General features: G+C 49.9%; 23 protein-coding genes and 2 tRNA genes. 10 read left to right on the top strand and 15 right to left on the bottom strand.

The window, feature by feature from the left end; genetic code table 11:
- Nucleotides 1–30: 30 nt before the first annotated feature.
- Nucleotides 31–1,248 carry a hypothetical protein gene (locus ACNQKP_RS15985; protein ID WP_417865964.1) on the bottom strand — a complete coding sequence of 406 codons (1,218 nt, stop codon included), beginning with the start codon at nucleotides 1,246–1,248 and terminating at the stop codon, nucleotides 31–33.
- 154 nt (nucleotides 1,249–1,402) lie between these two features.
- Entirely contained in the window at nucleotides 1,403–2,938 is a 1,536-nt protein-coding gene (locus tag ACNQKP_RS15980) for a sigma 54-interacting transcriptional regulator (RefSeq protein WP_417865963.1), read from the bottom strand.
- Nucleotides 2,939–3,117: 179 nt separating this feature from the next.
- Here ACNQKP_RS15980 and ACNQKP_RS15975 point away from each other — a divergent pair, with 179 nt between their 5' ends.
- The 3 genes from ACNQKP_RS15975 (at nucleotide 3,118) to ACNQKP_RS15965 (ending at nucleotide 6,589) form a co-directional block, all read left to right on the top strand.
- Nucleotides 3,118–3,300: a hypothetical protein gene (locus ACNQKP_RS15975; RefSeq protein ID WP_144313820.1), complete on the top strand. Its 183-nt coding sequence runs from the start codon at nucleotides 3,118–3,120 to the stop codon at nucleotides 3,298–3,300.
- A 61-nt stretch (nucleotides 3,301–3,361) separates the two neighbouring features.
- Nucleotides 3,362–3,778 (top strand): hypothetical protein, encoded by a 417-nt coding sequence (locus ACNQKP_RS15970; RefSeq protein WP_417865961.1) that lies wholly within the window; start codon nucleotides 3,362–3,364, stop codon nucleotides 3,776–3,778.
- Nucleotides 3,779–3,967: 189 nt separating this feature from the next.
- The gene (locus ACNQKP_RS15965; RefSeq protein WP_417865959.1) at nucleotides 3,968–6,589 is read left to right on the top strand and encodes a delta-60 repeat domain-containing protein; all 2,622 of its coding nucleotides are present in this window, start codon (nucleotides 3,968–3,970) and stop codon (nucleotides 6,587–6,589) included.
- A 161-nt stretch (nucleotides 6,590–6,750) separates the two neighbouring features.
- Here the strand turns inward: ACNQKP_RS15965 and ACNQKP_RS15960 are convergent.
- Together ACNQKP_RS15960 and ACNQKP_RS15955 are read right to left on the bottom strand one after the other, a co-directional pair.
- Nucleotides 6,751–6,837: transfer RNA gene (locus ACNQKP_RS15960), tRNA-Leu, on the bottom strand.
- Between the two features lie 105 nt (nucleotides 6,838–6,942).
- The gene (locus ACNQKP_RS15955) at nucleotides 6,943–8,409 is read right to left on the bottom strand and encodes an anion permease (RefSeq protein ID WP_417865957.1); all 1,467 of its coding nucleotides are present in this window, start codon (nucleotides 8,407–8,409) and stop codon (nucleotides 6,943–6,945) included.
- 458 nt (nucleotides 8,410–8,867) lie between these two features.
- Between ACNQKP_RS15955 and ACNQKP_RS15950 the strand changes: the two genes are divergently transcribed.
- A complete protein-coding gene (locus ACNQKP_RS15950; RefSeq protein WP_417865956.1) occupies nucleotides 8,868–9,671 on the top strand; it encodes a TIGR02147 family protein in 804 nt (267 codons plus the stop codon).
- A gap of 61 nt (nucleotides 9,672–9,732) precedes the next feature.
- Here ACNQKP_RS15950 and ACNQKP_RS15945 read toward each other — a convergent pair whose 3' ends face one another.
- The 3 genes from ACNQKP_RS15945 to ACNQKP_RS15935 all read right to left on the bottom strand — a co-directional run bounded on the left by ACNQKP_RS15945 (nucleotide 9,733) and on the right by ACNQKP_RS15935 (nucleotide 10,817).
- Nucleotides 9,733–10,209 carry a VOC family protein gene (locus ACNQKP_RS15945; RefSeq protein ID WP_417865954.1) on the bottom strand — a complete coding sequence of 159 codons (477 nt, stop codon included), beginning with the start codon at nucleotides 10,207–10,209 and terminating at the stop codon, nucleotides 9,733–9,735.
- Nucleotides 10,210–10,304: 95 nt separating this feature from the next.
- Nucleotides 10,305–10,613, bottom strand: coding sequence for a hypothetical protein (locus tag ACNQKP_RS15940; RefSeq protein WP_417865952.1), 309 nt, complete (start codon nucleotides 10,611–10,613; stop codon nucleotides 10,305–10,307).
- Nucleotides 10,614–10,741: 128 nt separating this feature from the next.
- Nucleotides 10,742–10,817, bottom strand: a tRNA-Gly gene (locus tag ACNQKP_RS15935).
- A gap of 305 nt (nucleotides 10,818–11,122) precedes the next feature.
- Between ACNQKP_RS15935 and ACNQKP_RS15930 the strand changes: the two genes are divergently transcribed.
- Nucleotides 11,123–11,623, top strand: coding sequence for a hypothetical protein (locus ACNQKP_RS15930; RefSeq protein WP_417865950.1), 501 nt, complete (start codon nucleotides 11,123–11,125; stop codon nucleotides 11,621–11,623).
- Here the strand turns inward: ACNQKP_RS15930 and ACNQKP_RS15925 are convergent.
- From ACNQKP_RS15925 to ACNQKP_RS15900, 6 genes are all read right to left on the bottom strand, one after another.
- Complete coding sequence (locus ACNQKP_RS15925; protein WP_417865948.1) at nucleotides 11,604–12,680, bottom strand: ABC transporter permease; 1,077 nt, start codon at nucleotides 12,678–12,680, stop codon at nucleotides 11,604–11,606. The genes ACNQKP_RS15930 and ACNQKP_RS15925 overlap by 20 nt on opposite strands.
- Nucleotides 12,677–13,783 (bottom strand): ABC transporter permease, encoded by a 1,107-nt coding sequence (locus ACNQKP_RS15920; RefSeq protein WP_417865946.1) that lies wholly within the window; start codon nucleotides 13,781–13,783, stop codon nucleotides 12,677–12,679. Before ACNQKP_RS15920 ends, ACNQKP_RS15925 begins: the two co-directional genes overlap by 4 nt.
- Complete coding sequence (locus ACNQKP_RS15915; protein WP_417865944.1) at nucleotides 13,780–14,520, bottom strand: ABC transporter ATP-binding protein; 741 nt, start codon at nucleotides 14,518–14,520, stop codon at nucleotides 13,780–13,782. The genes ACNQKP_RS15920 and ACNQKP_RS15915 overlap by 4 nt, the downstream gene beginning before the upstream one ends.
- Nucleotides 14,517–15,260: an ABC transporter ATP-binding protein gene (locus ACNQKP_RS15910; RefSeq protein ID WP_417865942.1), complete on the bottom strand. Its 744-nt coding sequence runs from the start codon at nucleotides 15,258–15,260 to the stop codon at nucleotides 14,517–14,519. Before ACNQKP_RS15910 ends, ACNQKP_RS15915 begins: the two co-directional genes overlap by 4 nt.
- Nucleotides 15,260–15,994, bottom strand: a complete 735-nt coding sequence (locus tag ACNQKP_RS15905) for an efflux RND transporter periplasmic adaptor subunit (RefSeq protein ID WP_417865940.1) — start codon at nucleotides 15,992–15,994, stop codon at nucleotides 15,260–15,262. Before ACNQKP_RS15905 ends, ACNQKP_RS15910 begins: the two co-directional genes overlap by 1 nt.
- Before the next feature lie 65 nt (nucleotides 15,995–16,059).
- A complete protein-coding gene (locus tag ACNQKP_RS15900; protein ID WP_417865938.1) occupies nucleotides 16,060–16,956 on the bottom strand; it encodes a hypothetical protein in 897 nt (298 codons plus the stop codon).
- A 190-nt stretch (nucleotides 16,957–17,146) separates the two neighbouring features.
- On the opposite strand from ACNQKP_RS15900, the gene ACNQKP_RS15895 reads away from it, so the two are divergent.
- Genes ACNQKP_RS15895 through ACNQKP_RS15875 form a run of 5 tightly spaced genes read left to right on the top strand, consistent with a single transcriptional unit; the run spans nucleotide 17,147 to nucleotide 23,009 of the window.
- Nucleotides 17,147–18,799, top strand: coding sequence for a methyl-accepting chemotaxis protein (locus tag ACNQKP_RS15895; protein WP_417865936.1), 1,653 nt, complete (start codon nucleotides 17,147–17,149; stop codon nucleotides 18,797–18,799).
- A 41-nt stretch (nucleotides 18,800–18,840) separates the two neighbouring features.
- Nucleotides 18,841–19,977, top strand: coding sequence for a dTDP-4-amino-4,6-dideoxygalactose transaminase (rffA, locus tag ACNQKP_RS15890; RefSeq protein ID WP_417865934.1), 1,137 nt, complete (start codon nucleotides 18,841–18,843; stop codon nucleotides 19,975–19,977).
- Nucleotides 19,978–20,865 (top strand): glucose-1-phosphate thymidylyltransferase RfbA, encoded by an 888-nt coding sequence (rfbA, locus tag ACNQKP_RS15885; protein ID WP_417865932.1) that lies wholly within the window; start codon nucleotides 19,978–19,980, stop codon nucleotides 20,863–20,865.
- A gap of 3 nt (nucleotides 20,866–20,868) precedes the next feature.
- Nucleotides 20,869–21,855, top strand: coding sequence for a dTDP-glucose 4,6-dehydratase (gene rfbB, locus ACNQKP_RS15880; RefSeq protein WP_417865930.1), 987 nt, complete (start codon nucleotides 20,869–20,871; stop codon nucleotides 21,853–21,855).
- Nucleotides 21,843–23,009, top strand: a complete 1,167-nt coding sequence (locus ACNQKP_RS15875) for a glycosyltransferase family 4 protein (RefSeq protein ID WP_417865928.1) — start codon at nucleotides 21,843–21,845, stop codon at nucleotides 23,007–23,009. Before rfbB ends, ACNQKP_RS15875 begins: the two co-directional genes overlap by 13 nt.
- Here ACNQKP_RS15875 and feoB read toward each other — a convergent pair.
- Both feoB and ACNQKP_RS15865 read right to left on the bottom strand, forming a co-directional pair.
- The gene (feoB, locus tag ACNQKP_RS15870) at nucleotides 23,006–24,922 is read right to left on the bottom strand and encodes a ferrous iron transporter B (RefSeq protein WP_417865926.1); all 1,917 of its coding nucleotides are present in this window, start codon (nucleotides 24,920–24,922) and stop codon (nucleotides 23,006–23,008) included. The genes ACNQKP_RS15875 and feoB overlap by 4 nt on opposite strands.
- Nucleotides 24,898–25,128: a FeoA family protein gene (locus ACNQKP_RS15865; RefSeq protein WP_417865923.1), complete on the bottom strand. Its 231-nt coding sequence runs from the start codon at nucleotides 25,126–25,128 to the stop codon at nucleotides 24,898–24,900. The genes feoB and ACNQKP_RS15865 overlap by 25 nt, the downstream gene beginning before the upstream one ends.
- Nucleotides 25,129–25,175: the final 47 nt, after the last annotated feature.

The following is a 25,175-nucleotide window of genomic DNA, read 5'->3' as shown; positions in this document are numbered from 1 at the left end:
GAAAAGGGGGCCGAAGCCCCCTTCATGAAGTTACTGAACATCATTGAAGTTAACACCCGTGAAACTCAAGCCCGTCAGCTGAGAAACCCAGGCTTGAGTCGAAGTGTACTGCGTGCTGGGGTGCAGGTTGAATTTGAAACTAGCCTCTTGTGGCAATTCAATACCTGGATTCGAGCTACAATCCGCCTGATCAGATGCATGAGTGTAACAACGGTTGTTCACAACCTCAGAGTACTTGGTCGCATCACCCAAGTCTGCACTGGTGTTTGAATTCACCATGAAATAGCGCGCCTTCAGACCATTTGCCAGACTGCCTTTGATTGTGGAAACACGAGCCGAGTACCAATTGCCGTCACCATAGATTTCCCCGGCGATGGCTTCAATTTTAGATACGGACGTGATTTCACCATTGGTCATACCCACCTGAGCCAACAAACGCTCGTGACGGGACCAACCGCAATTACCACCCTGCTCCGTACACTGGAATCGATCGCCGCGACTTTCGTACTTCAGCTCACCCGTCAGCAAATCAAAGCTGGCAGCAAAAGTCCCGGTTTTATCCGGATGAACAGAAGTCTGATCTTCATGAGTCAGGAACTCCATCTTAGTGCCACTCAGTTTCGCTGCGACTCGATAAAAACCCATTCCTGGAATCGTCATCGAAATACCGGAGTCATAGTAGGTATTAAAGAAGGCTGGCTTTGAGGCCCGCACCGAGATAGTCATGGCCTGGATCTGCATATTCTCCAGCTGTTGAGCCGTGAAGCAGGATGTGTCCGGGGTCACACTGACCTGACGTTCCTGATCGTCGTAAACGATGCCCACTTTTTCAAGCATGCAGGAAATGGCTTTGATCTGCTGGAACGAACCCGGAATGGAGTCCGGAGATCCGCTGTTTTGAGCAAGTTTACAGTAAAACAAACGCGACGGATAATCCGGCCCCTGACTGTCCATATAGCCGCCTTGTTCATCCAAAGGCATGGCGTGCTCATTGCACAAAGCATTCACGTTCTGCGCTTGAATCTTGCCTTGCACGCTTTGAGATGACCCATCACTGACCAGGCCGTTACCGACCTCAACAATCACTCCCTGGACCGCCCCAACAACTGTGGATGGCTTGTCAGCAGAAACTATGATGGATGGGGATTCAACGACTTCGTCGACTTTCCCTTGACAGGCCACCAGGGTTGCAACGTGGAACAGAACTACCACGGACAGGACTTTTCTGATTTCGTTATTAAAGAACACGAACTCTCTCCTTGTTTAAAGTTTCACGCAATTTCGTCTGCGCTACTTTCCTTAAGGCAAGGATCCGGCCAACGGCTAACTCCACAATTTCACTACAGTCTTAAATCAAGACGCCCACTGTGGTTGTCAGGTTGGCGCCAACTAGCGGTGGAATCTAGGCGGGTTTCTTAATAAGTATCTTTCTGAGACCTTCGCGGGAAACACCCAGGCGACGTGCTGCCTCGGATTTGTTGCCCAAAGAACCCTGAATAGCCCGGTGAACAAACTCAGTCTCAAAGGCTTCACGCGCTTCGCGCAGGCTGAGGTTTTCATAACGCTTCAGGGAATCTTCCTGCACATCCGGAACGACGCTGAGCTGCGGGCGGGCCTTGAATTGAAAATCATCCGGCATCAACACCGCCCGATCCCCGGCCGACAGGCAGGCACTTTCAATTTTGTTTTCCAATTCGCGGATGTTTCCCGGCCAGTGATAGTCAATCAAGCGATCCAGGGCTTCTGGACTGATACTTTTCAGTCGCCAGCCGCGCTTATTATGCAGTTGTTCCAAAATGGCCTGAGCCAGCTCTGGAATATCGCCTTTGCGATCACGCAACGACGGGATCTGCAAGTTAACCACGTTGATACGATAGAAAAGATCCTCGCGGAATTTTTCCTGCTGGATCTGGGTTTCAATATGCTTATTGGTGGCACAGATCAAACGGAAGTCCACAGCCTTCGGGGAATCGGTGGAACCCAGTCTTTGAACTTTTCTTTCCTGCAAAACCCGCAAAAGCTTGGCCTGCATCTCGACCGGCATTTCGCCGATTTCATCCAGGAACAGCGTTCCCCGGTGAGCCAGCTCAATCTGCCCCTGACGAGCCACTGTCCCGGTCGCAGCCCCTTTGACCACACCGAAGAGTTCCGCCTCGAACAAAGACTCAGGGATTGCCGCGCAGTTGATCGCAATAAATGGACCGTCACGACGGCTGGAGTGATGATGCGCAAGCCTTGCGATCACCTCTTTACCCACCCCGCTTTCACCAGTAATCAGGATGTTTGAGTCCGACTTGCCGAAGTCCCCGATGTGATCATATATCTTTTGCAGCTCCGGAGCTTTCGAGTGCAGGCTGACGGAAGAAATACTTTTACGCCAGATGTTCTTGCGGTGCTCGATGGCGGATTCAGATTCTTCGTTCTTCTGATGGACTTCATAGTTTTCAAAAGCCACGGCCGCCAGCATGGAAAGCGCTTCCAGGGCGTGCTGATCGGCTTCGTCAAAATCTCCGTCGGCTTTATTCAATACTTCGATGACCCCGATGACTTTGCCATCTTTCCAGTGCAGCGGAACCGCCAGAACTTTTTCCGTCTGATAGCCCGTCTTGCTGTCGACGCCAAGATAGAAGTCGCTGTCCTGAGCCACACAGTTGGAGAAATGACTTTTGCGGGTTCGAAAAACCTTCCCGGCAATTCCCTGATCTGTGTTGATCACGATAGTCTGATTGCGGATGCCCGTCGCAATATAACTGTTCAGATATTTGAAGTGCTGTTCCAGATTGATTTGGGAATCAAAGAAGATCGTCCCCCGATCTGCGCCAGTAGCCTGAATACACAGATCCAAGATTCGCGAAATGAGACTTTCCCCCGCCTGTTGTTCAAAGAAAATTTGCGCGGAGTCGCCTATAAACTTAAGAAGCTCATGTGATTTTGACATGTTCTTGTTATCGGCAGGTCCTGCCAACGAAAGTAGGCTGCCAACTGCACTTTCCACATTTAAGCCACCAATTGTGGGCGTTCCATTTTAAGACCTAAAAGTTTTCAAGCCCTTACACTTGGGCCCGGGAATAGCAGTTTAAGTTCATGAAACTTTGGAAATAAACAAAAGGATTAAATATGAACAAAGACAACGTTCCCCAACAATTAGATCGCATGGATCGTGAACTGAGATTCCTGTGGCAGGAAGCCCACGAAGAAACCGTACAAAGCATCAAGGAAAGAAAGCTGAAGCAGTACTATGAACTGTTCAAAGCCTACAAAAAACAGAAGCAGTTTCTGACCGCTCTTGAGGCCAAGTAATGAGCACGGTTCATGCACTTTAGACGACTGATTGAGTTTAAATTAAAACAAAGGTTGTCTTATGAGAGCGTCGATTGCCGCTTTTTGTCTATTGGCTATTTCTTCTACATCCCTGGCTTCCACGGTGAAGGTCATGGATCTGGGGTTTAATTGCGAACCTTCCGTTTCGGATGTGTTTTGCCTGGAGCAGGCCAAGAAACCTAATTCTGGGTATTTGAACGGAAAAGTCAAAAGCGCCACCCTGGTTAGCAACGCCGACTTTTACAACAAGTCAGGGGATCTGATAAATGCTTCCCCTGCGATCGTCGTCGTCACTGAAAAAGGCAAAATAGTCCTGACCAAAGAAAGCGCCGTTCGCCTGGGCATGACAATGGGTGATTTGCTGAATGAATTCTCGTCTCCAAAGTCGAACATCATCCTTCGCTATAACGACGAAAGCAGAATCTTAGGATTGGTCTTAGCCATCGAGAAAAAATAAGTCCGCGCCGGTCCAATTGATTAAATTGTTTTAGTCCTCAGCAAGTTTCTGGGTCACGATCTGCACCCCAGAAACTTGCCTCCAAAGGTACACAAACCCCTCCGTCTCCACCTGAGACAGTAAAATGAAATAAAACTCAATAAATCCTTAATAACTAATTAAAGCCGAATAAAAATCCGAAAAGAAAACATGGACGTATCTGGAACTTTGTACACCTACTTGCGAAATTTTCTGATATTTTTGGGATCAGTCTTCGTTTTTTCTGGCTGCACTCTTAGCGCGAGCTTTACCGATTTAACAGGCTCAGCCGAAGCCCCCTCCGTTCCCTCCGGAAGCAACTTTTTAGGACAGCTATCAAAAACCAGTGCAATAAACTGGAGTTATGAATTCGACGCCACTGAATCCGTGGAACGCGCCATCCTGAGTGCCTCGGGCGACAGAATTGTCGCTGCTGTAGTGAATAGTGGTCCGGTCGTGATGCGAATTCGCCCTGACGGCAGCGTCAACACGGCGTTTGGTAACAATGGTCTCATCACGCTACCAACCGTTCCAACATACAACGGATTCAATGCGATCTATGTCAGTGAGGACTCCAATCAAAACATTCTTGTGGGCTGGAGTCTGGAAGGTGACTGGAATGCCAACGGACGTGACTACGCCATTGTGATAGCCAGATTTAGTTCATCTGGAAGCCTTGACCTCACCTTTGGCAACAGCGGACTTTTCGTTTTTGAGATTCCCGAGCCGATCTATGTCAGAGGAATTCTGGCGGATGCCTCAGGATACTTCATAATAGGTCCCGGCAACTTTAATGGCACTGGATACCTAGGGTATATCTTTAAAATTAAAGAAGACGGTACGTTTGACACCAACTACGCTAACAATGGCCGACTGATTTTCAATCCTCCTGTTGTCACTGGGGAGAATTTTCGGGATATGCATTTGAGTGCCGCCTCTATTGCTCCTGATAATTCACTCTATATCACCGGGCAGATCTATGGCGACATTTCTGGATACTCTGGCGTAATCTATAAAGTTCTAGCTACGGGTGCCATAGACGGTACCTGGGGTAATTCAGGCCTTGTACGCTATGACAGCCCCGCCCAGGCCTGGGACACATTCCACGACATCAAAATTCACGACAATAAAATTTATATCGCAGGCGAAGGCCCCAATTTCCCAGATCTGGATGGAGTTATCTTGCGATACAATCTTAATGGCACATTAGATAACACTTTTGACGGCGACGGCGTACAAAGGTTAAAAGACGTCGCGGGATTTGGCGGTGGAGCCGACTATGTGAGAATATTGGCTATCGACTCTGCAGGAAACATATTCATCCACGGCACCTCTCTGGAGGCCGCCGATTCAAATTACACCTTTATCGCCAAGCTTTTACCCAATGGAAACCTTGACGCCTCTTACGGAATCGCCGGAATCGCATTTATAGATTTCGAAAGAGATGCCTGGGACTATCCCCGTGCTGCCGTCTTCAACAGTGACGAATCCATTACAGTTTTCAATAATTTCGTCATCAGAGATGCATCGACGAGCCAAAAAGGCAATCTGGTTTCTGCAAAGCTTTTAACCTCAGGAACCATGGACAACACCTATGGAGAGAACGGATTCAAAGAAAACTCTGAAAAGTATCTGCAAATGGTCAACTTGGAGCCAACGCACTCACAATTCCACGATGGTGCATTTTATGCCGTTTATTCTGCACAGACCGGCAATGACGGCCCCATTTTGGTCATTCATAAAACACTTCCCAATGGAAACTCAGACACAAATTTTGGTGACTCAGGATTCTTCGTTGTCAAAAGAGTTCTCGCGGCAAAGATGATCATCAGTGATGGCATCTATTTGTTGGCTGAGTACTTTGACAGCAATTCTTACGAATTAAATCTCAGAATCTTCAAGTACTCACTTGATGGCAGTCCGGATTCGAACTTTGGCGTCGGAGGCATCATGGAACTGCCCTGGGACGAGGACTTCGAGACCTCAACCAGAAACGGTCAAATGGCGATGGGACCTGATCTACATCTGTATGTGACAGCATATATCTTTGATATTGCTAACGGAGAACCTCATACCGCCCTTTGGAAAGTCCACTCGCAGACCGGAGCGCCCTGGGAAGATCCCCAAACATCAAAAACGATTAAGATCCTTGCACCCGCAGACAATGGGCGCAGTAACGATCCCACGATCATAGTGGATGATATCCATAACAAGGTTTACCTTATGAGTGGCGACGCACCGGGAAGCGAGACCATGATCATACGACGGTATAATTTAGACCTCTCTCCGGACACAGACTTCAATTCAACTGGAGCTCTTGCAGAAACTGAATTTTCCGGACAATTTACAGAATTCGTTGAGATCAACAAGATACATCTGTTCAATGGCGATCTTTATGTTTCGGTCTATGAACAAAACGAAGACTTTGGGGTGAGTGCTTTAGTGAAGCTTACGAACACAGGCGCGGTGGACACGAGTTTTGGAGAAGATGGCCTTGTGCACCCGGGTGGAAATCTAACAGACAGAATCTGGCATAGCGCCGATTTTTATTACGACGAAGTCCGAAAGAACATTATTGCTGCTAACTACACAGAAACTGAAGACGAGAACTTCTTAATGTCCTTCAGCAAAATAAATATCACTTCAGCACCAGTATCGACCACATTTGTGACCGAGGTGCCGAATCCCGTTTATTTCAATAATTGCTCTTTCTCAAGTGTTCACGGACTCCACTGCATAAAAAACGATTGGAGTCCTAGTAAAACAGAAACCTCACTGTCGATATTTAAATAATGATCGCAGGAGAGGACTCATACGGAGTTTGCTGCCGTCGACAGCAAACGACAAACCCCAAAACAAACATCGAAGGCGGAAAACTTCAGAAACTACTCCTGCGAAGCAGGAGTGCAGACAGATAAAATAAAAAAAGCCGACAGTTGTCGGCTCTTTTTATTTGGTGCGCGAGGGGGGACTTGAACCCCCACAGGATTTCTCCCACAGGCTTCTGAGACCTGCGTGTCTACCAATTCCACCACCCGCGCGTTGGAATGAAGGACTATCTTGTACGCTTTCCCCGCCTTTGAAAACAGTTTTCGCAGAAGGTCATAAAAGGATTTGCAAGTTGCCCAAGTTTTAGGCTTTTAGACTTACCAATACCCCAAAACCTTCCACCAAACAGCACAACCACCAGCGAAAATCAGCAGATTCAGAAGTGTTACCACAAAGCCCCACTTCCACCACTCTCCCATTGTCACATATCCCGCACCAAACAGCACTGGAGCCGACCCTGTCCCGTAGTGAGTTAAAGAGGCACACAACGAGGAAGCAAAGCCCAGAAACAGACCAAACATCAATGGCGGGGCCCCCAAGGCCACTCCCACCCCAAAGAACGAAGCAAACAGCGCCGAAATATGGGCCGTGTTGCTGGCAAAGAAGTAATGGATGAACACATAAAGCAGAACCAAAATAGCGGCCGCTTCCATCCACCCCAGACCCCAGTGCGCGATCGAGGATTCGACGGTTCTAGAGAACCAGGCCACGACGCCCAGCTTGTTCAGGAACGTCGCCATCATCACCAGGGACGAGAACCACGTCACCGTGTCCCAGGCACCTTTTTCTTTCAACAGGTCATCCCAAGTCAGGACCCCGCTAAACAGAAGCACCCCAAGCCCCACAAACGCGCCAGCGGTTGCATCCACCTTAAACAGCGGATCTGACGACAACAACTCAGGCGCCCCTGCCCAGATAAACAGAAGCAGGAAGAAGACACCAATCAGAATCTTTTCATCCAGTCTGAGCGGCCCCAGCTCTTGCAATTTTTTATTGGCATAACCAGCAGCATCCGGAGTTTCTTTGATCTGTGGAGGATAAAGCTTAAACAACACCCACGGGATGATCAGAATCGCCAGCAAGCCCGGCACAAATGCCGCCATTGCCCACTGAGCCCAGGACACATCGATCTTGGCAATGTCACGAATCCCCGCCGTCACCAAAGGATTGGGCGCTGTCGCCGTGATGAACATCGCAGACGTGATCACGTTGATCTGATAGGCCACCAAAGTCAGGAAGGCGCCAACCTTCAATCTTGTGGCATCATCCGGAAGTGATCCCATGGATTCTGAGATGGAGCGATTGATTGGGTAAAGCACGCCGCCACCACGAGCGGTGTTGCTTGGCATGACTGGAGACAGCACCAACTCGGCAAAAGACAGCCCATAACTGATCCCCAGAGTCTTTTTCCCAATGGCGCGAACAAAATAGTAAGCCACGCGGGAACCCAGGCCGGTCTTAATGAAAGCGCGGGAAATAAAGAACGAAATACCAATCAGCCAGATTAGTGTGTTGGAATACCCACTGAGCGCATCGCCCATGGCTTTGCCCGGGTTTCCGGGGCTGGTGACTTGAGTGATACCCACCAGCAGGATCCCGATCATGGCAGCACCACCGATAGGAAGCGCTTTACCAATGATAGCAGTGATGGTGCCGACGAAGATCCCCAGCAAGCGCCAGGCGTTGATGTCGACCCCTTCCGGCGGAGAAATCACGAACCAAAAAAGACAGGTCACAAAAAATGCAATAACGGCCGGTACAATCTTCACGTGAGGCAGCTTCATTCATATCCCCGGTTTGGAAATTACAAACAGGATATGCTTTAAGCCCCTTTAGAGGAAGTAGTTTTTCAGCATTATTTCCAACAAGCGCGCACCACAAACTGACGTAAGATCTTCTTCACAACATCAAACAGCGTGATGCGATGAAGACACCAAAAGTGTGCAATCTTTACCAAAAGCCACCGAAGACAAAAGCAAAACCACGGTAACAGCAACGGTCGATTTCAATGAATTCATAAGCCACCCTTGGGACGCGAAAACACCTCCTTATCGCATTTAAAGGGTCCCCACCACGCAACCGAGCGCTCCTTGCAATTCTTACTTAAGTGTCTAGATTCACGACAGGTTCCAAAATCGGAATCTCGTGGAAACATTTGGAACAAATTGCAGGACTAGAGTCACTCCTCTAGATGACACAGCGAAATTCAGATATATAAAGGGCGTCACAAAGAGGAGCTCTTATGACCAAAAAACATCATTACAGAGACTTTATCCTGAAAGAACTTGAACGTCGCCAGCGCAAAAATCCTTCTTATTCTCTTCGCGCATTTTCCCGTGACCTGGAAGTTCCTTGTTCTCGCTTGTCTGAGATCTTGAATGGCAAAGTCGGCCTGTCTGAAAGCCGTGCTGTGAATCTGGCAACCAAACTGAACCTTTCCCCGTCTGAGCGTGAATTCTTCGTGGATCTGGCTTTGTCTGAACACGCCCGCAGCGCCGTTCTTCGCGAAATGGCTTTGCAACGTGTGAATGCCCGCGAAGAAGCTTTTGAAAAAATCGGTGAAGACCAATTCGCAGTGATCTCTGACTGGTACTACACTGCCATCACCCAGATCCTGCAATTGAAAGACTTTGAGCCTACTATTGAAAACATCTCCCACCGTCTGGGTCTTCTGCCTGATGTGACTGAAAAAGCTCTGGAGCGCCTGGAAGCCATGAAGCTTGTCGAAAAAACCGCTGAAGGCAAATGGTCATCCAGTGATGCGAAGTATTCCTCCAGCTATGGTGGTTCCTCCGTGGCTGCCCGCAACTACTTCCTGCAGATGCAGACCAAGGCCACAGAAGCCATGAGTGGCGAAAACAAACGTCGCTGGGACATGGGTTGCACCATGGTTCCCACCAGCCGCGAGAAAGCCAAAGAGATCGCTGCCAAGATCCGCCAGTTCCGCCTGGAAGTCATGGCCGACCTGCAAAACAGCGAAAACAAAGACTCTTTGTTCGCCCTGTCCACCAGCTTCTTTGAAATGACAGATGTGCAACCGCACTAAATAAAAAAGGCGCAGTCTACTGCGCCTTTTCCTTTTTCAAATCATTCCGATTTAAAATTTATTATTTAACTGCGGCTTCGAGCTTGGCGATATCGATCTTTTGCATCGTCATCATGGATTCAAAAGCCTTCTTGGCTTTGTCTGCATCTTTACCGGTCGTCAGATCCAGCAGAATTCTAGGCGTGATCTGCCACGAGAAACCCCAGCGATCCTTGCACCATCCGCAGTCACTCGCCACACCACCGTTTTCGATAATGGCATTCCATAGTCGGTCTGTTTCAGCCTGATTCTCGGTGATGACCATGAAACTGACGGACTCATTGGGCTTAAAGATCGGACCACCGTTCAGGCCCACAAATTTGCGCCCCATCACGGTAAACTCCACCGTCAACTCTGTCCCTTTCTTGCCGCCCGGAAAATCACCGGGAGCTGTATTCACGCGTCCCACTTCACTGCCGGGGAAAGTCTTTGCATAAAATGCGGCAGCTTTACCAGCTTCACCGTGATCGAACCAAACACAAGTCACTAACTCAGTCATTGGAACTCCCCTTCGTCAATTTTATTGAAACAGAATCTTTATAAGCGTGGCTGACACTTCACGGGCAGGCAACTTATCTTTGGGGGCCGGGGATTTTACATTTCAAACAGAACCAGAACCAAACCGACAACCCCAAGACCTACGACCACGCGAAAGCGCAGCATGAAGGCCGGAAGGATAGATTCAAGTTTATCAAGCAGCTGCTTTGAAGCGGCCGTGCCGACGCGACTATGGATCTCTTGGGCTCTTTTCACGCCTTGCAGGGATTCGTCCACACGCAGGCCGGATCTTTGAGCGATCCTTTCCAGCTCACGCATAAGGCGCTGGTACTGGATCGTGGAGGCGATATAAATCACAACCGCAACACTGAATATCACCGCATAGATCACTGAAAAAAGTCCCACGACAGAGGCTCCTTTGTTGTTTGTAAGAATACGGGATTCTGGGAATAAAAAAACCCATGAAGTTTCCTTCAGGGGTTTTAAATTTTTTAGAATATCTCGGATGCGGTCACTCCAATTTAAAGAAAAATTGGAGCGGGAGACGGGGCTCAAACCCGCGACCTATGCCTTGGCAAGGCATCGCTCTATCAACTGAGCTACTCCCGCATCGTTTCGAGAGACACAAAATTACTGTTGCCTGACCCTATTGTCAACGGGTAAAAATCAAAAAAATGAAAACTTTGTTGGTTGGTCGCATCAAAAAATGGATGATCTTTGCTCTCATAGGCTGCGTTGCCTATTTTACAGGCTATATTTGGGGGCAACACCAAAAGCAAAAGTCTCCACCACCCCCACCGGTGCTCAGCAATCCTGAATAGACCTGTCGAAAACGTCATCTAGGTTACCTGCTTAAAAGATGACTCTTGCATGCAATCGCATAAAAGGTCCCTAAACATAATTTAGGAGACCCCATGTTGAAGCTTTGGCTCTGCACCCTGACCATTCTTTCTGCCGCCCCGTCGGCAAACGCGGCGCTTTTTTCCAACATGGAAGGCACCTATCGTGTGCTTTCCTGTGAAAACCTCGGCGCCACCCCCCACGAATCGCTGTGTGAATACTCGCAAACGACCGTGCATCCGATGAACGATGCCACGGCGATATATTTCTCGCGCTGGGAAGGCGAACAAGAGCACGTCCGATCTTTCGGTCTGCCGGTTTCCACCCGTCACTATCCCCACAGCCGCTACTGCGAAAAAGGTGACGTCTATGCAGCCTATGAACGCCTCTCTCAAGGGCAAGGGGAAGTCATGATAATGAAGCGCACCTCTGATGATCTTTACCATCTTTCGATTCACCTGCGCGCAGACGTCTATGGCACTCTGGATGTGATAGAAATGGACCTGGAGCGCCTGACAACCATGTCCCGCCCGGCACCTGCCTTGGCACAGGGGCCTATGACAGCGTCGTTTTAAAGCGCCGCCAGCTTGCGGTGATGGCAATGACTGCCATCGCCACAAGAACCAGAACATTCGTCGTAATCAGACGCAGATCCCCGCCTTTAAGCATTATGTTTCGCAAAAGCTCGATGAAGTACGTCAGCGGATTGATATAAGAAAAAATCCGCATCACCCACGGCATGTTTTCAACCGGAAAGACCATCCCGGACAACAGTACCGACGGGAACAGATATAAAAAACCACCCATCATCGACTGCTGCTGATTCTTGGCGATGGTCGAAATAAACAGCCCGATCCCCACCGTACAAAACACAAATGCCACCGCCGCCAGCAGCAGCATCCAAAGACTTCCCCGCAAAGGCATATCAAACAACGCCACGGCCACGCCGACAATCAATGGAATATTACTTAACCCCAGTAAAACAAACGGCACGGTTTTACCCAGGATGACTTCCTCGGGCGACACCGGGGCCGAGATCAATGTTTCAAAGGTGCCCATCTCTTTTTCTTTTGTGATCGACATACTGGTCAGCAGAATCGTGATCAGACACACCAGCATGCTCATCACCCCCGGCACCAAAAACAAAGCCGAACGCATCGCCGGGTTGTACAAAACCCGCACATCAAAACGCAAAGGCGGATCCTGCGGGTGCAACGAACGCACTATGCTTCCCATGTAACGCTCGATCCCCTGGGCCCGCGTGACGTTGGTGGCGTTAATCAGAAGCTGCACCTCCCCCTCTCCTCGCCCCAGACTGCGGTCCAAACCTCCGGAGGGAGCCACCAAAACGACATCCGCATCGCCTTTTTGAATTAGCTCATAAGGATCCGTCGTCTGGGTTTTAGCCGGAATAAACCAGCCCGAAGCCAAAGCTTTGCGGTGAATCTCCTGCAAGGCACTGTCATTGGGAGCACCAAAAATCCCGAGACGGATATTCCTGGCTTCCGTCGACAAAGCCACACCAAAGATGGTCAGCTGCACACACGGCGCCAGAAAAAGCAAAATGCGCATGCGCGGGTCCCGCAGGGTCTGAAGAAATTCTTTTCGGATAAATCCCAGCAGTGTTTTCATGGTTCGACGTCTCTTTTAAATTTTTTTGTGGCCAGCGTGATCATCAATGTGAAAAGCGCACAAAGCGCCAAGAACGACGGCAGAATACTTAAAAACCCGGCTCCTTGCAAAAACAGCGCACGACTGATTTCTATAAACCACCGCGCAGGCAGAAGCATGGTGAAATAGAAAAAGAATTTCGGCATGTGTTCTACCGGAAAAATAAATCCTGAAAGCAGAATCGTCGGCAAAAGTCCCGACAGCATCGCAAACTGCATACTCAGCTGCTGTTTTCTGGTGACCACTGAAATCAGCAAACCTTGCGCCAGATAAGTCGACAGAAAAATCAAACACGCCAGCAGATACAAAATAAAATTCCCACGGAACGGGACAGAGAACACCACTTGCGACATCAGAAAAACAAAAAACACGGCCACAATTCCCATCACCGAATAAGGCAAAAGCTTTCCCAGGATGATTTCAATCGGACGCACCGGTGTGGACAGCAATAACTCCATGGAACCGTTTTCCCATTCGCGCGCCACGGTCAGGGCGGTCAGTAAAATAGACAAGATGGCGATGATCGCTGCCGCCAACCCCGGCACGACAAACCAGCGGCTGTTCAGTTCTGGATTAAACAAATACCGCGTTTTCATTTCGATCGGTTCGCGTAATTCACCAAACTCATTCTGCAACACCCGCTTTTGGACCCCGCCCAGATACCCAAGAATTGATCCGGCTGAAGAATTATCCGCCCCGTCGATCAGAATCTGCACCGCACTTTCATGCAGTGGTTTCAGATCCCGCGCGTAAGCCGGAGGCACCAAAAGGGCGGCATGCGCCCTGCCTTCATCCAAATATTGCAGGGCTTCGGCTGGACTGTGCACATAGTGGGACTGAAAGTAATCAGAGCTGGTAAACGCTTGTTCCAACAGACGCGAGTTTGGGGTTTTGCTGGCATCGTGGATCGCCAATGAAATGCGTTCCATATTGAACTCAATGGCAAACCCAAAAAAGAGCACCATAATAACCGGCATCCCCAAAGCCAGCGCCAGCGTGAAGGGGTCCCGCACAATATGGAAAACTTCTTTCTGCGCAATGGCCCAGATGGAGCGAATCTTCATCGCCCCTCCACTTCCGCAATAAAGACCTCTTCCAGACTGACCTCGTGAGGATTGCGATCCGGGAAGTTCGCAGTCTTCAGTCCCTCCGGAGAATTCAGAGCAATCAATTCCCCCGATCTCATTAAAGCAATGCGGCTACAGTGTTCGGCCTCGTCCATGTAATGAGTGGTGACAAAAGCAGTTTTGCCTTCATTGGCAAGCTCACGGATCAGCGCCCAGAAACGCTGCCGATAGGCCGGACTGACTCCGGCCGTGGGTTCATCCAAAAAGACGATCTCAGGGTCATGCAATAGGGATGACACCAGACTGACTTGCTGTTTGATTCCACCGGGCAGATCTTTCACCAAAGTTTTTTCAGAGGCTTTGAAACGGATAAACTCAAGCAGCCGTTCTTTCTGCATTTTTAGCTGCTGTTCAGGAAGCTTTCTTAAGGAGCCGGTGAAGGCCAGATTTTCCGCGACGGTCATGTCATCATACAACGTGAACTTCTGGGACATGTACCCGACCTTCTTTTTTACCTCAAAGGCCTGCTGTTGCACGTCCAGACCACAGACTCTGGTTTCGCCGTGCGAAGGCAGCAGCAATCCACAGAGCACTCGAATTGTCGTCGTCTTCCCCGCCCCATTGGCCCCGAGAAAACCAAAGATCTCGCCCTTCTCAACCGTAAAACTGATGTCCTTCACTGCGTAATAGTCACCGAACTTCACCGATAAATTTTGCACCTCGACTGAATTCATGGTGCTTCCTCGATGGCGTCGTATTGCAAAAATACCTCATCAAAGGTGCGACATTGACGCTCTTTTAAAATTTTCCCGGGCGCGCCCGCCAATAAAGACTTCCCATCAAACAGCAGATGCACTTCATCACACTTCAAGGCTTCATCCATGTAGGACGTCGTGACCAGGATCAAAATATCCTCTTCCCGTATCAGCTCATACAACAGTTCCCAGAAATCCCTGCGACTCAAAGGATCGACACCGTTGGTGGGTTCATCCAGCAACAGAACCTTGGGTGCGGATAAAAGCGAGCAGATCAAACCCAGCTTTTTATACATCCCGCCGGATAACTGCGAAGCCAGACGGTCGGTGAAATCTTCAAGCCTTGCCATGCGCAGAAGCTTTTCCCGGCGCGAAAGATAAACCTGATCGGGAACCTCAAAAAGGGTGCGAAAGAATTCAAGATGCTCATGAATGCTCAGCTCCGGATAAAGACTTTGGGTCTGAGGCATATAGGCGATATCTTCACGCAAGTCAGAAAAGGACACCGGCTGACCTTCCCGCAGAAATGTGATCTTGCCGCTATCCGCCTTCAAAAGCCCCATCAAATGGCGCAGGAAGGTGGTTTTTCCCGCGCCCTCAGGACCAATCACCCCGTGAATGATCCCGGGGGAAAAGCTCATCGTCAGGCCTTTGAGAGCCTCCGTCGTACGCATTTTCTTAGTTAAGCTTTCGACGGCGATGGCGACAGCTCCAGACATTATTCCTCCGCCATCCACTCCAGAGTCATTCCGGGTTTCAGAATGCCCTCAGAGTTTTCAAAGCGGATCTTCACGGCATAAACCAGTCTTGTTCGCTCATCCCGGGTCTGTACGTTCTTAGGTGTGAACTCGGCTTCCGGATTGATATAGGCAATCACACCGGAAAACTTTTTATCGTCCATTTCCGGCAGGCGTGCTGAAACCCTCTGGTCCATCTTCAAGGGCGATATCTGATCATGGGGCAGATAGAAATAGGCATAGACCTCGGAAAGATCCCCCAGGGTTAAAAGCTTCGCCCCGGGCAAAACCATTTCTCCAGGTTCGAAGTAAGTGGTCAAAACGGTGCCCTTGATAGGAGCTAAAACCTCGCACCACTTAAAGCGGGTTTCGATTTCATCTTTGCGATTTTTAATCTGGTCGTAGCTTTCCTGAGCGATACTGCCACCGCGGTAAAGCTTCACTGCCCGGTCAAAATTTTTATTGGCAAGCTCGTACCCCAGACGGATTTCTTCGCAATCCAGTTTGACCAACGATTGACCCTTTTCAACAATCTGCCCTTCCTTGACCGGAAACTCAGAAATGACGGAGGACAGCCTTGCAGGAATGTCCACCTTGGTCACTTCGACAGTGCCGGCATAGGAAAAATCAGATCGGAACAAGTAAGTTTTGGCGATATATGCCAGAAGCAAAATAAGAAGAACTGCTACAAGAGGAATCAGCTTTTTCTTAGACATACGAAAAAGCCTAAAATAAAAAAAGCCGGGGGTCACCCGGCTTTCATGACGAAATGTCGTAAGTCCTAGTTGGTTGGTGCGAACCAGCAACGAGGGCGAACACCCGCTGTATCACGAGGCGCATAGCAAGAACCGGATTTGTAATCGGAGTTGCTCAGCTTTTCGCTTTCTTTAGCCACACACAACATACCCGCGAAGTAAGTGTCCAAACGGCACTGAGTCGCCGGGTGTCTGTCGTCAGTACGGGAAACCACGTTCTTATCCGGAGTACCGAATGTTGGAGCCGAAGTTTCTTTACGCAAAGCCTGGAACAGGTTCGCTACAGATTGTCCAGCCAAAGAAGTTCTTAGGCAGATCAGACGATCTTGTTCATCCGGGAACTGAGCAGTACAAGCTGCCTCAGCAGTAGGATCCAATTGAAGATCCTTCAGGATGGCTGCATTGTCGTCTTCAGCAAAGAAACGACGCAAGCACTTCAAAGAAGCGTAGTAGTCAGAGCCACCTTCGTTGGTCGCCCAAGCGCCACCGAACCAGCTTTGCATTTTTGGAGCACCACCGTTGTGGTGACCGAACTCGTGGCACGCTACCAAAGCGAAACCTTCGATGTTCGTCGCCGGGTGACGAGCCAAACCACCATACATGTTCAACACTTGAGTGTTGCCGGATCTTTGTGCGGAAGCATTTACAGTACCATCATTCCAAAGACGGTTGATTTTCAAGCGATCCCCCATCGCTTCAACGTCCTTCGCAAACAATCTTTCAAGACGGTCCAAAACCATGTTGAATTGTTGTTCGGTGATACCACCCACGGTGAAAACACCAGCTGGGATGTACAAATTGTTCTCTGGAACGAATCCGGAGCACAGTGTCACAGATTCAGATGTCGCTGTTTGGTGTGTGAAGCCTACAGTTGCAACCAATGCAACAACGGCCAACGCACGACGTAGTGTCGTTTTTGTCATGACTTTCCCCTCCTTGAGTCTAGACGTTCAAAAAGCGTATCAACATGATGCGGACAAACTCAAACATTTAAATAAGTTATGAAGCGCTGCACCTTGGTCCAGCATTACAGCAAGTTCTTTTGATTAAAGAACTGCAATAAAATTGACGATCAGAATCCTGCAAAGTTTTTCCATATTTAAGGAGCCCCTCATGAATTCATCCTCTTCTTGGTTCCGCGGTTTGCGCGGGCGTTTGTTGTTCTCTGCAATCTTGCCAGTGATCGCATTCGCTGTCCTCACTACTATCTCTTGGCGTTCAATGAATAGCCTTGGAACCATGCTGACCGGAGCTTACACCGAAGTCGTTCCGAACATGGACGCCCTGGGTCAGTTGGGCATGCAGCGTGCACGTATTGGCTATTTCATCTGGGCTGCCTTGGCCAACGATGAAGACCAAAAATCCCGTGAAGGCTTTATCAAACGTGCCCGCAGCGCCTTTGACGAATTCAAGAAATTCGAAGAGGTTTACGCCAGCACCAAGTTCACTGAAGACGAAGCCAAGAACTGGGCAAAACCTCAGGCCATCAAAGACTCCTTCTATAAACTAACAGAACAGATGATCTATCTGCTTGATCAAAATAATGCTGTCGCCAACAAACAAGTTCACACCGCGATGAACGGTGGTGAATGGCACGTGATGGCCATCGCTTATCAGGATGCCATCGCCGCCAACATGAAGCTTTACCGCGAAATTTCTGCTGCCAATGACAAGTTACAACAAGACGAGCGCAAGTTTCAGGCGCAACTGCTGATTCTGATCTCTGCTCTTTGCGCGACTCTGGTGTTCGGTATTTTAATGTGGATCGCTTATCGCGTTTCCAACACTGTGAGCTCCATTGCCACCGGCCTTTCCGAGGCCGGCACTCAGGTTTCCGGCGCGATCACTCAGTTGACAGCCGCAGGTCAGACGCTTTCTCAGTCCTCTACTGAAGCGGCCGCTTCCCTGGAAGAAACTGTCGCGTCTTTGGAAGAAATGTCTTCCATGGTTAAAATGAATTCAGACAACGCGAAACAAGCCGCATCCCTGTCTCAATCCTCTAAAGATTCGGCTGAACAAGGCCAGAATGAAATCACCCTGCTGATTTCTTCCATGAACGATATTTCCCATTCCTCTAAAAAGATTGAGGAAATCATCAGCGTGATTGATGATATCGCCTTCCAGACCAACCTTCTGGCTCTGAATGCAGCGGTTGAGGCCGCTCGTGCTGGCGAACAAGGTAAAGGCTTTGCCGTTGTGGCAGAGGCCGTTCGCGCACTGGCGCAACGCTCCGCAGTTGCAGCAAAAGATATCAATGTTTTGATCAAAGACAGCGTTGAAAAAGTGGACCGTGGCTCACAAATCGCCGATCGCTCTGGCGAAGTTCTGCAGGCCATCGTGACTTCTGTAAAAAAGGTTGCAGACCTGAACAACGAAATTGCAGCGGCGAGCTCTGAACAAACCACCGGCATCCAGCAGATCAGCAAAGCCATGAACCAACTGGATCAGGGCTCTCAGGCAAATGCGGCGTCCTCTGAAGAAATTGCCGCCTCTTCTGAAGAAATCAGCGCCCAGGCCCAGCAGATGCAAAGCATGGTTGTCAGCCTGAATGAAGTCATCCAGGGTGCCGGCAAACACGAGCCGGTACCAGTCGCGGCAGCCCCTGTTCGCCCGTCTGCTGACAAAAAAGTCATCCCATTTGCAAAGAAAACAACCCGCTCCCCAAGCCCGACTCCACGCGTGGAGAAAAAGTCACAGAGCAGCTCCGTCATCCCGTTTGATGATGACGAGCCTCGCGGCAAAGTAGGCACCACCGACGGCTTTTAATTCTTTGCTCCCCTTTGGTGCTTGCGCTACTATGGGGGAGCATGAAAATTCCATTCAATTTACCTCCTAAAAGCTCGAACGAAGAGAAGTACATTTCTCAGGCCATCTCCAACAAAAAACTCAGCGGAGAAGGTCAGTTCAACAAAAAATGCACGGAATGGTTCAATAAGAATCTTCCGACCCTGATGACCGTCATCACCCCGTCTTGCACCTCCGCCCTTGAAATGGCCATGGTTTTGGCCGACATTGGCCCGGGCGATGAAGTCATCCTGCCCTCTTTCACCTTCACTTCCACTGCCAACGTTGTCGCCCTGTATGGCGCTATCCCGGTTTTTGTGGACGTGGACCCCAAGACCATGAACATCGATGTCGATGCCATTGCCAAAGCCATCACCGCCCGCACGCGCGTGATCATGCCGGTTCACTATGCTGGTGTGGGCTGCGAGATGGACAAAATCATGGACCTTGCGAACAAGAACAACATCTGGGTGGTCGAAGACGCGGCTCAAGGCATCTTTGCTTCCTACAAAGGCAAAGCCCTGGGAGCCTGGGGGCACATGGCTGCCTTCAGCTTCCACGAAACCAAGAACATCGTTTGCGGTGAAGGCGGCGCACTGACCATCAACGATCCCCGTCTGGTGGCTCGCGCAGAAATCGTGCGCGACAAAGGAACCAACCGTCAGCAGTTCCTGAACGGCCAAGTGGACAAATACACCTGGCAGGACAAGGGATCTTCCTATTTGCTTTCTGAACTTTCCGCAGCCTTCTTGTTGTCTCAACTGGAAGAAGGCGAAAAAATCACCGCGCGCCGTATGGCGATCTGGAAGCAGTATTACGACGGCATGGCGGATCTGGAAGCTGCTGGCAAAGTCCAGCGCATGACCGTGCCTGCGGAGGCCAAAGCCAACGCGCATATCTTCTATTTCCTGCTGCCGACTATGCAGACGCGCATTGAATTGTGGACCCACCTGAAAGAAGCCGGAATCCAGTCCACATTCCATTATGTGCCTTTGCATTCTGCTCCGGCGGGTTTGAAATACGGCAAAGTCAGCGGCAGCATGGCTGTCACTGATGATCACTCTGCCCGCTTGCTGAGACTGCCTTTGTGGGCGGACATGACTGCGGCGGATGCCCAATTCGTCCTGGACGAAGTTAATAAATTTTTTAAGGGGAAATAAATGAAGGGTATTATTCTTGCCGGCGGAGCCGGTTCTCGCCTTTACCCAATGACCCGGGTCATGACCAAACAGCTTCAGTCCATCTATGACAAGCCGATGATCTATTATCCGCTGAGCATTCTGATGCTGGGCGGAATCAAAGACATTCTGCTTATCACATCCCCGGACGATCAGCCTTTGTTTAAAAAACTTTTGGGTGATGGCTCCCAGTTCGGCATCAAACTTTCTTATGTGGTTCAGGAAAAACCCAACGGTCTGCCTGAAGCCTTCGTGCTGGGTGAAGACTTTATCGGGAACGACGATGTCTGCCTGATGCTGGGGGACAATCTGTTCTATGGCGACCTGACCTTCTTCCGTGAAGCAATCAAAGCTCAGAAAGAAAAAGCCGGTGGCCTGAATGGACGCGTGTTTGCCTACTATGTGGCGGATCCTTCTGCTTATGGCGTGGTTGAGTTCGACAAGAACACCAAGAAAGTTAAATCCATCGAAGAAAAGCCCAAAGCTCCAAAATCCCAGTACGCCATCCCGGGCCTGTACCTGTTTGACAAAACTGTGGCTGAACGTGCGAAAGCCCTGAAACCCTCCCCGCGTGGTGAAACCGAGATCGTGGACCTGATCCTGAGCTATCACAATGAAGACACCCTGGGTGTAGAAATGATGTATCGTGGCCTGGCATGGCTGGACACGGGCACTCCACGGTCACTTCTGGATGCGGCTTCATTCATTGGCGCCATCGAAGAACGTCAGGGCATGAAAGTGGCCTGTCTGGAAGAGGTCGCTTACCGCATGAAATTCATCACTCTGGATCAACTGCAAAAGATCACGGCTGATTTGCCGAAATGCTCTTACCGCAGCTATCTTGAAAAAATCATCTCTGAGGAAATCTAGTTCATGAAACAGACTGTTCTGCTGACCGGTTGCGCCGGCTTTATCGGATCCAACTTTATCAAGACCATCACCTGCCGCGACAGCATCAAGGCCCAGTATGACTTTGTCATTCTGGATGCTTTGACTTATGCCGGCCGCCTGGAAAACATTCAAGCCCACTTGGATGCGCACAAGCACCTGACTTTTGTTAAAGGCGACATCCGTGACACCAAGCTGGTTCACGAACTGTTCCAGAAATACAACTTCAGTGGTGTTCTGAATTTTGCAGCCGAATCCCATGTGGACCGCTCGATTGAAAACCCGAACATCTTCGTTGAAACGAATGTTCTGGGCACTTTGAATCTTCTTAAGGAAAGCTTGAATCTTTTTGAAAAGAATCCGGCCTTCAAATACCTGCAAGTTTCCACCGACGAAGTCTATGGCACTTTGCAAATGGAAGACCCGGCCTTCACGGAAGAAACTCCAATTTCCCCGAACAGCCCGTACAGCGCTTCCAAAGCCAGTGCGGATCTGATGTGCCGTGCGTTCTTTGAAACTTATAAAATGCCGGTGGTGATCACCCGTTGTTCCAACAACTATGGTCCTTATCAGGTTGAAGAAAAATTCATCCCGCTGATGATCAAACGTGCTTTGGCCAACGAAAAGTTGCCGATTTACGGTACAGGCATGAACATCCGTGACTGGATCTATGTGGACGACCACAATGAAGGCGTATGGCTGGCCTTCACCAAAGGCAAAGCCGGTGAAGTCTATAATCTGGGTGGAAACTCGGAACGCCAGAACCTGGATGTTGCCAAGATGATTCTAAAACACTTGGGCAAGCCAGAGTCTTTGTTGAGTTTTGTGACCGATCGCAAAGGGCATGATTTCCGCTATGCGATCAATTATTCCAAAGCACAAAAAGAATTGAACTGGCAGCCAACGGTTCGCTTTGAAGAAGAAGGCCTTGGCAAGACCATTGAGCACTTTAAATCCCTATGGGCGAAATAAAGGTCCTTCATTGCATCCAGTCCCTAAGCTGGGGCGGACTTGAAATTTACACCACCGAACTGATTCAGAAGCTGGCTGAAACCGGCCTGAATCAGCGCGTGCTGTGTTCGGCCCACTCGCGTGTGGCCGAAGAGCTAAAAAAAACCTCGGTGGAAGTCATCACCTTCCCCGAGAAAAAAATCTCCAAACTGCAGGAAGCCCGCTTAATTCGCAAGATTGTCCGTGAAAACGGAATCACGCACCTGCAGTCACACACCCGTCTGGATATGTGGGCTTGCGTACTGGCGCGCTGGAATTCATCCACACCCAAGCACGTATATAATCTGTATATGAATGCTCCGGCGAAGAATGACTTGTTCCACCGCTGGATGTTTTCCAAAGTGGATGCTTTGTGCTCATCGTCTGAGTTTGTATTGAGCGAAGCCCGCAAGAACTTCCCGATTGCCCCTTCCAAGCTGACCCTGATGCGCTATGGGCGAAAAACAGAAGAGTTTAATTCCAACCCGGAATCCCGCCTGGCTTTACGTGAAAAGCTGGGTCTAAAACCTGCCGAGCTGGCCTTTGGAACTTTGTGCCGCCTGGATGCCGGCAAAGGCGTGCGTGAACTGGTCGAAGCCTTGGATCACCTGACGGACGACGAAGTTCAAAAGATTCATATGGTGATCGTGGGTGACCCCACGATTGAAAGCCGCGACAGCAACGGTCAGGTGACCTATGAAGCGCAATCTTTGGAATTAAAAACTTGGATTGAACAAAAGCAGCAAGAGCCGCGCCTGAAGGGACATTTGCATCGCATTCCTTTCCAGCGCGACTACATCCCGTACATTGATGCTTTGGACGTGTTTATCCTGGCTTCCTACAACGAAACTTATTCGCTGAGTGTGCTGGACGCCATGCTGATGGAAAAGCCTGTGATTGGCACTGATGCCGGCGGAACGACTGAACAGGTCTGTAAAAACGAACGCGGCTATCTGGTTCAACCCAAAGATCCCAAGAGCCTTGCTCAGGCTTTGAAGTTTTATATCCAGAATCCAGAAATGGCCCGCGACCAGGGCAAAAAAGCCCGCGCTTGGACCCTGCACCAGCACCGCTGGCAAAGCACCCAAGAGCAGACACTTAAATTGTACAAAGATTTGATGAAGGGCGTCCGTTAAGGAACGCCCAGGAATCTCAGAGACTGTACGACCACCACAACCAAAACGTAGGCTGCGACGTTAAAGACCACCAATTGCATCATCGCAAACTTCCAGGAGCCGGATTCACGAATCTGCACACCCACCGTGGACATACACTGCAGGGCAATCAGGAAGAAGATCATAAGACCAATAACCGAACTGACCGTGAATATCTTTTCACCGGCGGCATTTGTGGCGGTACTCATCTGAGTCAACAACGCCTGCTGCTGGGAATCTTCATCAGTATCCGTAATATTGAAAGTCACCGCCATGGAAGAAACAAACACCTCACGCGCGGCAAAGGCTGAAATCAAACCCACACCCACACGCCAGTCCACACCCATGGGCTGCACAACCGGCTCGATGAACTTACCCGCGCGGCCCACATAGCTTTCTTCCAGCTTCTGGTGCGCATCTTCCGTTTGATAATTCGGGAAGGTTGTCCCCACCCAGATGATCACCGCGAAAGTGAAGATGATCGGACCGGCACGCTTCACGTAAGACAAAGTACGGGTCCATGCCTGGCGCAGAATCACGCGCAACTTGGGACGGCGATAAATCGGAAGCTCCATCATAAAGAAGGACGGCTCGGTGCGCGGGATGAACTTACTGATAATGCCCGCAGCAAAAGCGCCCACCACGATGGACCCCAGATAAAGTCCCGCCATCGCAAGACCGGCATACAACGCCGACTCACCATGGAACAAGAACGCAATAAACAAAGCATACACCGGCAAACGCGCCGAGCAGCTCATCAAAGGCACCACAAAGGCCGTGATCAGACGATCTTTAGTGGATGGGATATTACGAGTGGCGATGATCGCCGGCACCGCACAGGCAAATCCTGACAGCAACGGAACAAACGAGCGACCACTCATCCCCAGTGCCGAAAACGGACGATCAATCAAAGTTGCCGCACGCGCCAGATACCCCGTGCTTTCAAGCAGGCCGATGGCCACAAACAAAATAAAGATCTGCGGCACAAAGACCATGAATGCGGCAAAGCTGGTCACCACGCCGTTAGCCAGGAAATCCGCCCACAAAGTACCCGGGCCCCAACCCGCCACTGTTTCAGCAAAGCCCGTGAACCAGCCGTCGATCAAATCCATGAAAGGTGTTGCCAGCCAGAACACGCTGGCAAACAAGCCGCCCATGATCAGAATAAAGAATAAAATACCGAACCAAGGATGCAACAAGACGCGATCAAGCTTTTCTGTCGTGGCAACGATGCGATTCAGACGCTCTTGCGCATGATCGGTTTTATGCTGAAGAGCTTCCTGCGCAATGCGCTCGCACTCTTTCAGTTTTTCTTCCTGCTGAGCAAAGCCCCATGGCACCGGACGGGATGGTTTTTGGGAGGACCCCAGCTTCTTGGCTTCCGCCACGATCTCAAGCAGTCCACCTGCCAGCAAACCATCAAAGGTCAATACCGGACAACCGAAGGTACTTTCAAGATATGCCAAATCCAGCTCAACACCTTCACGGCGCAAAAGATCCGACATGGTCACAACCACCATCATCGGGAAGCCGGTTTCTTTCATCTGCATCACAAGCTGCAAGTGACGCGACAACTGAGTGCCGTCGACCACGACGATGATGCCGTCGATTTTATCGACCTTCGGATTTTCATAGATAGAACGAAGAGTCACCCACTCGTCCGCACTTTTCGGATGCAGACTGTAAGTGCCCGGTGTGTCCATGGCCTGCAGACCTTCACCCAAGTGAGACGCCAAATGCCCCAAAGAAAACTCAACCGTGGCGCCCGGATAGTTCACGGTTTTAAAACGAGAACCCGTCAGCCAGTTATAAAGAGTTGTTTTACCAGAATTGGGAGCCCCAACCAGCGCCACACATTTATTAGCCAAAGTTACTTCAGCGTCACCAGAGCGCATGCCGCCTCCTCTTTTCTTAAAGCCAGGAAACTGGTGTTAAAACGAATCAGCAAGGGACCTCCAAACGGAGCTTTACCCAAAATAGTGATGATAGAGCCGACTCTTAAACCCATTTCGTGCAGACGTTCACGCAGTATGTCCTCACCAGCAAAACCGGTGATTTCGACGGACTGGCCAGACTTATTTGTCATGTCGTGTAAATTCATGTTTTCCCCTGACGATATGCTTAGTTAAGGGGTCCCGAGCCTAAAGG

The organism is Bdellovibrio bacteriovorus (assembly GCF_048286975.1).
GTDB lineage: Bacteria > Bdellovibrionota > Bdellovibrionia > Bdellovibrionales > Bdellovibrionaceae > Bdellovibrio > Bdellovibrio bacteriovorus_H.
This window is presented reverse-complemented; position numbering and strand designations above follow the sequence as displayed.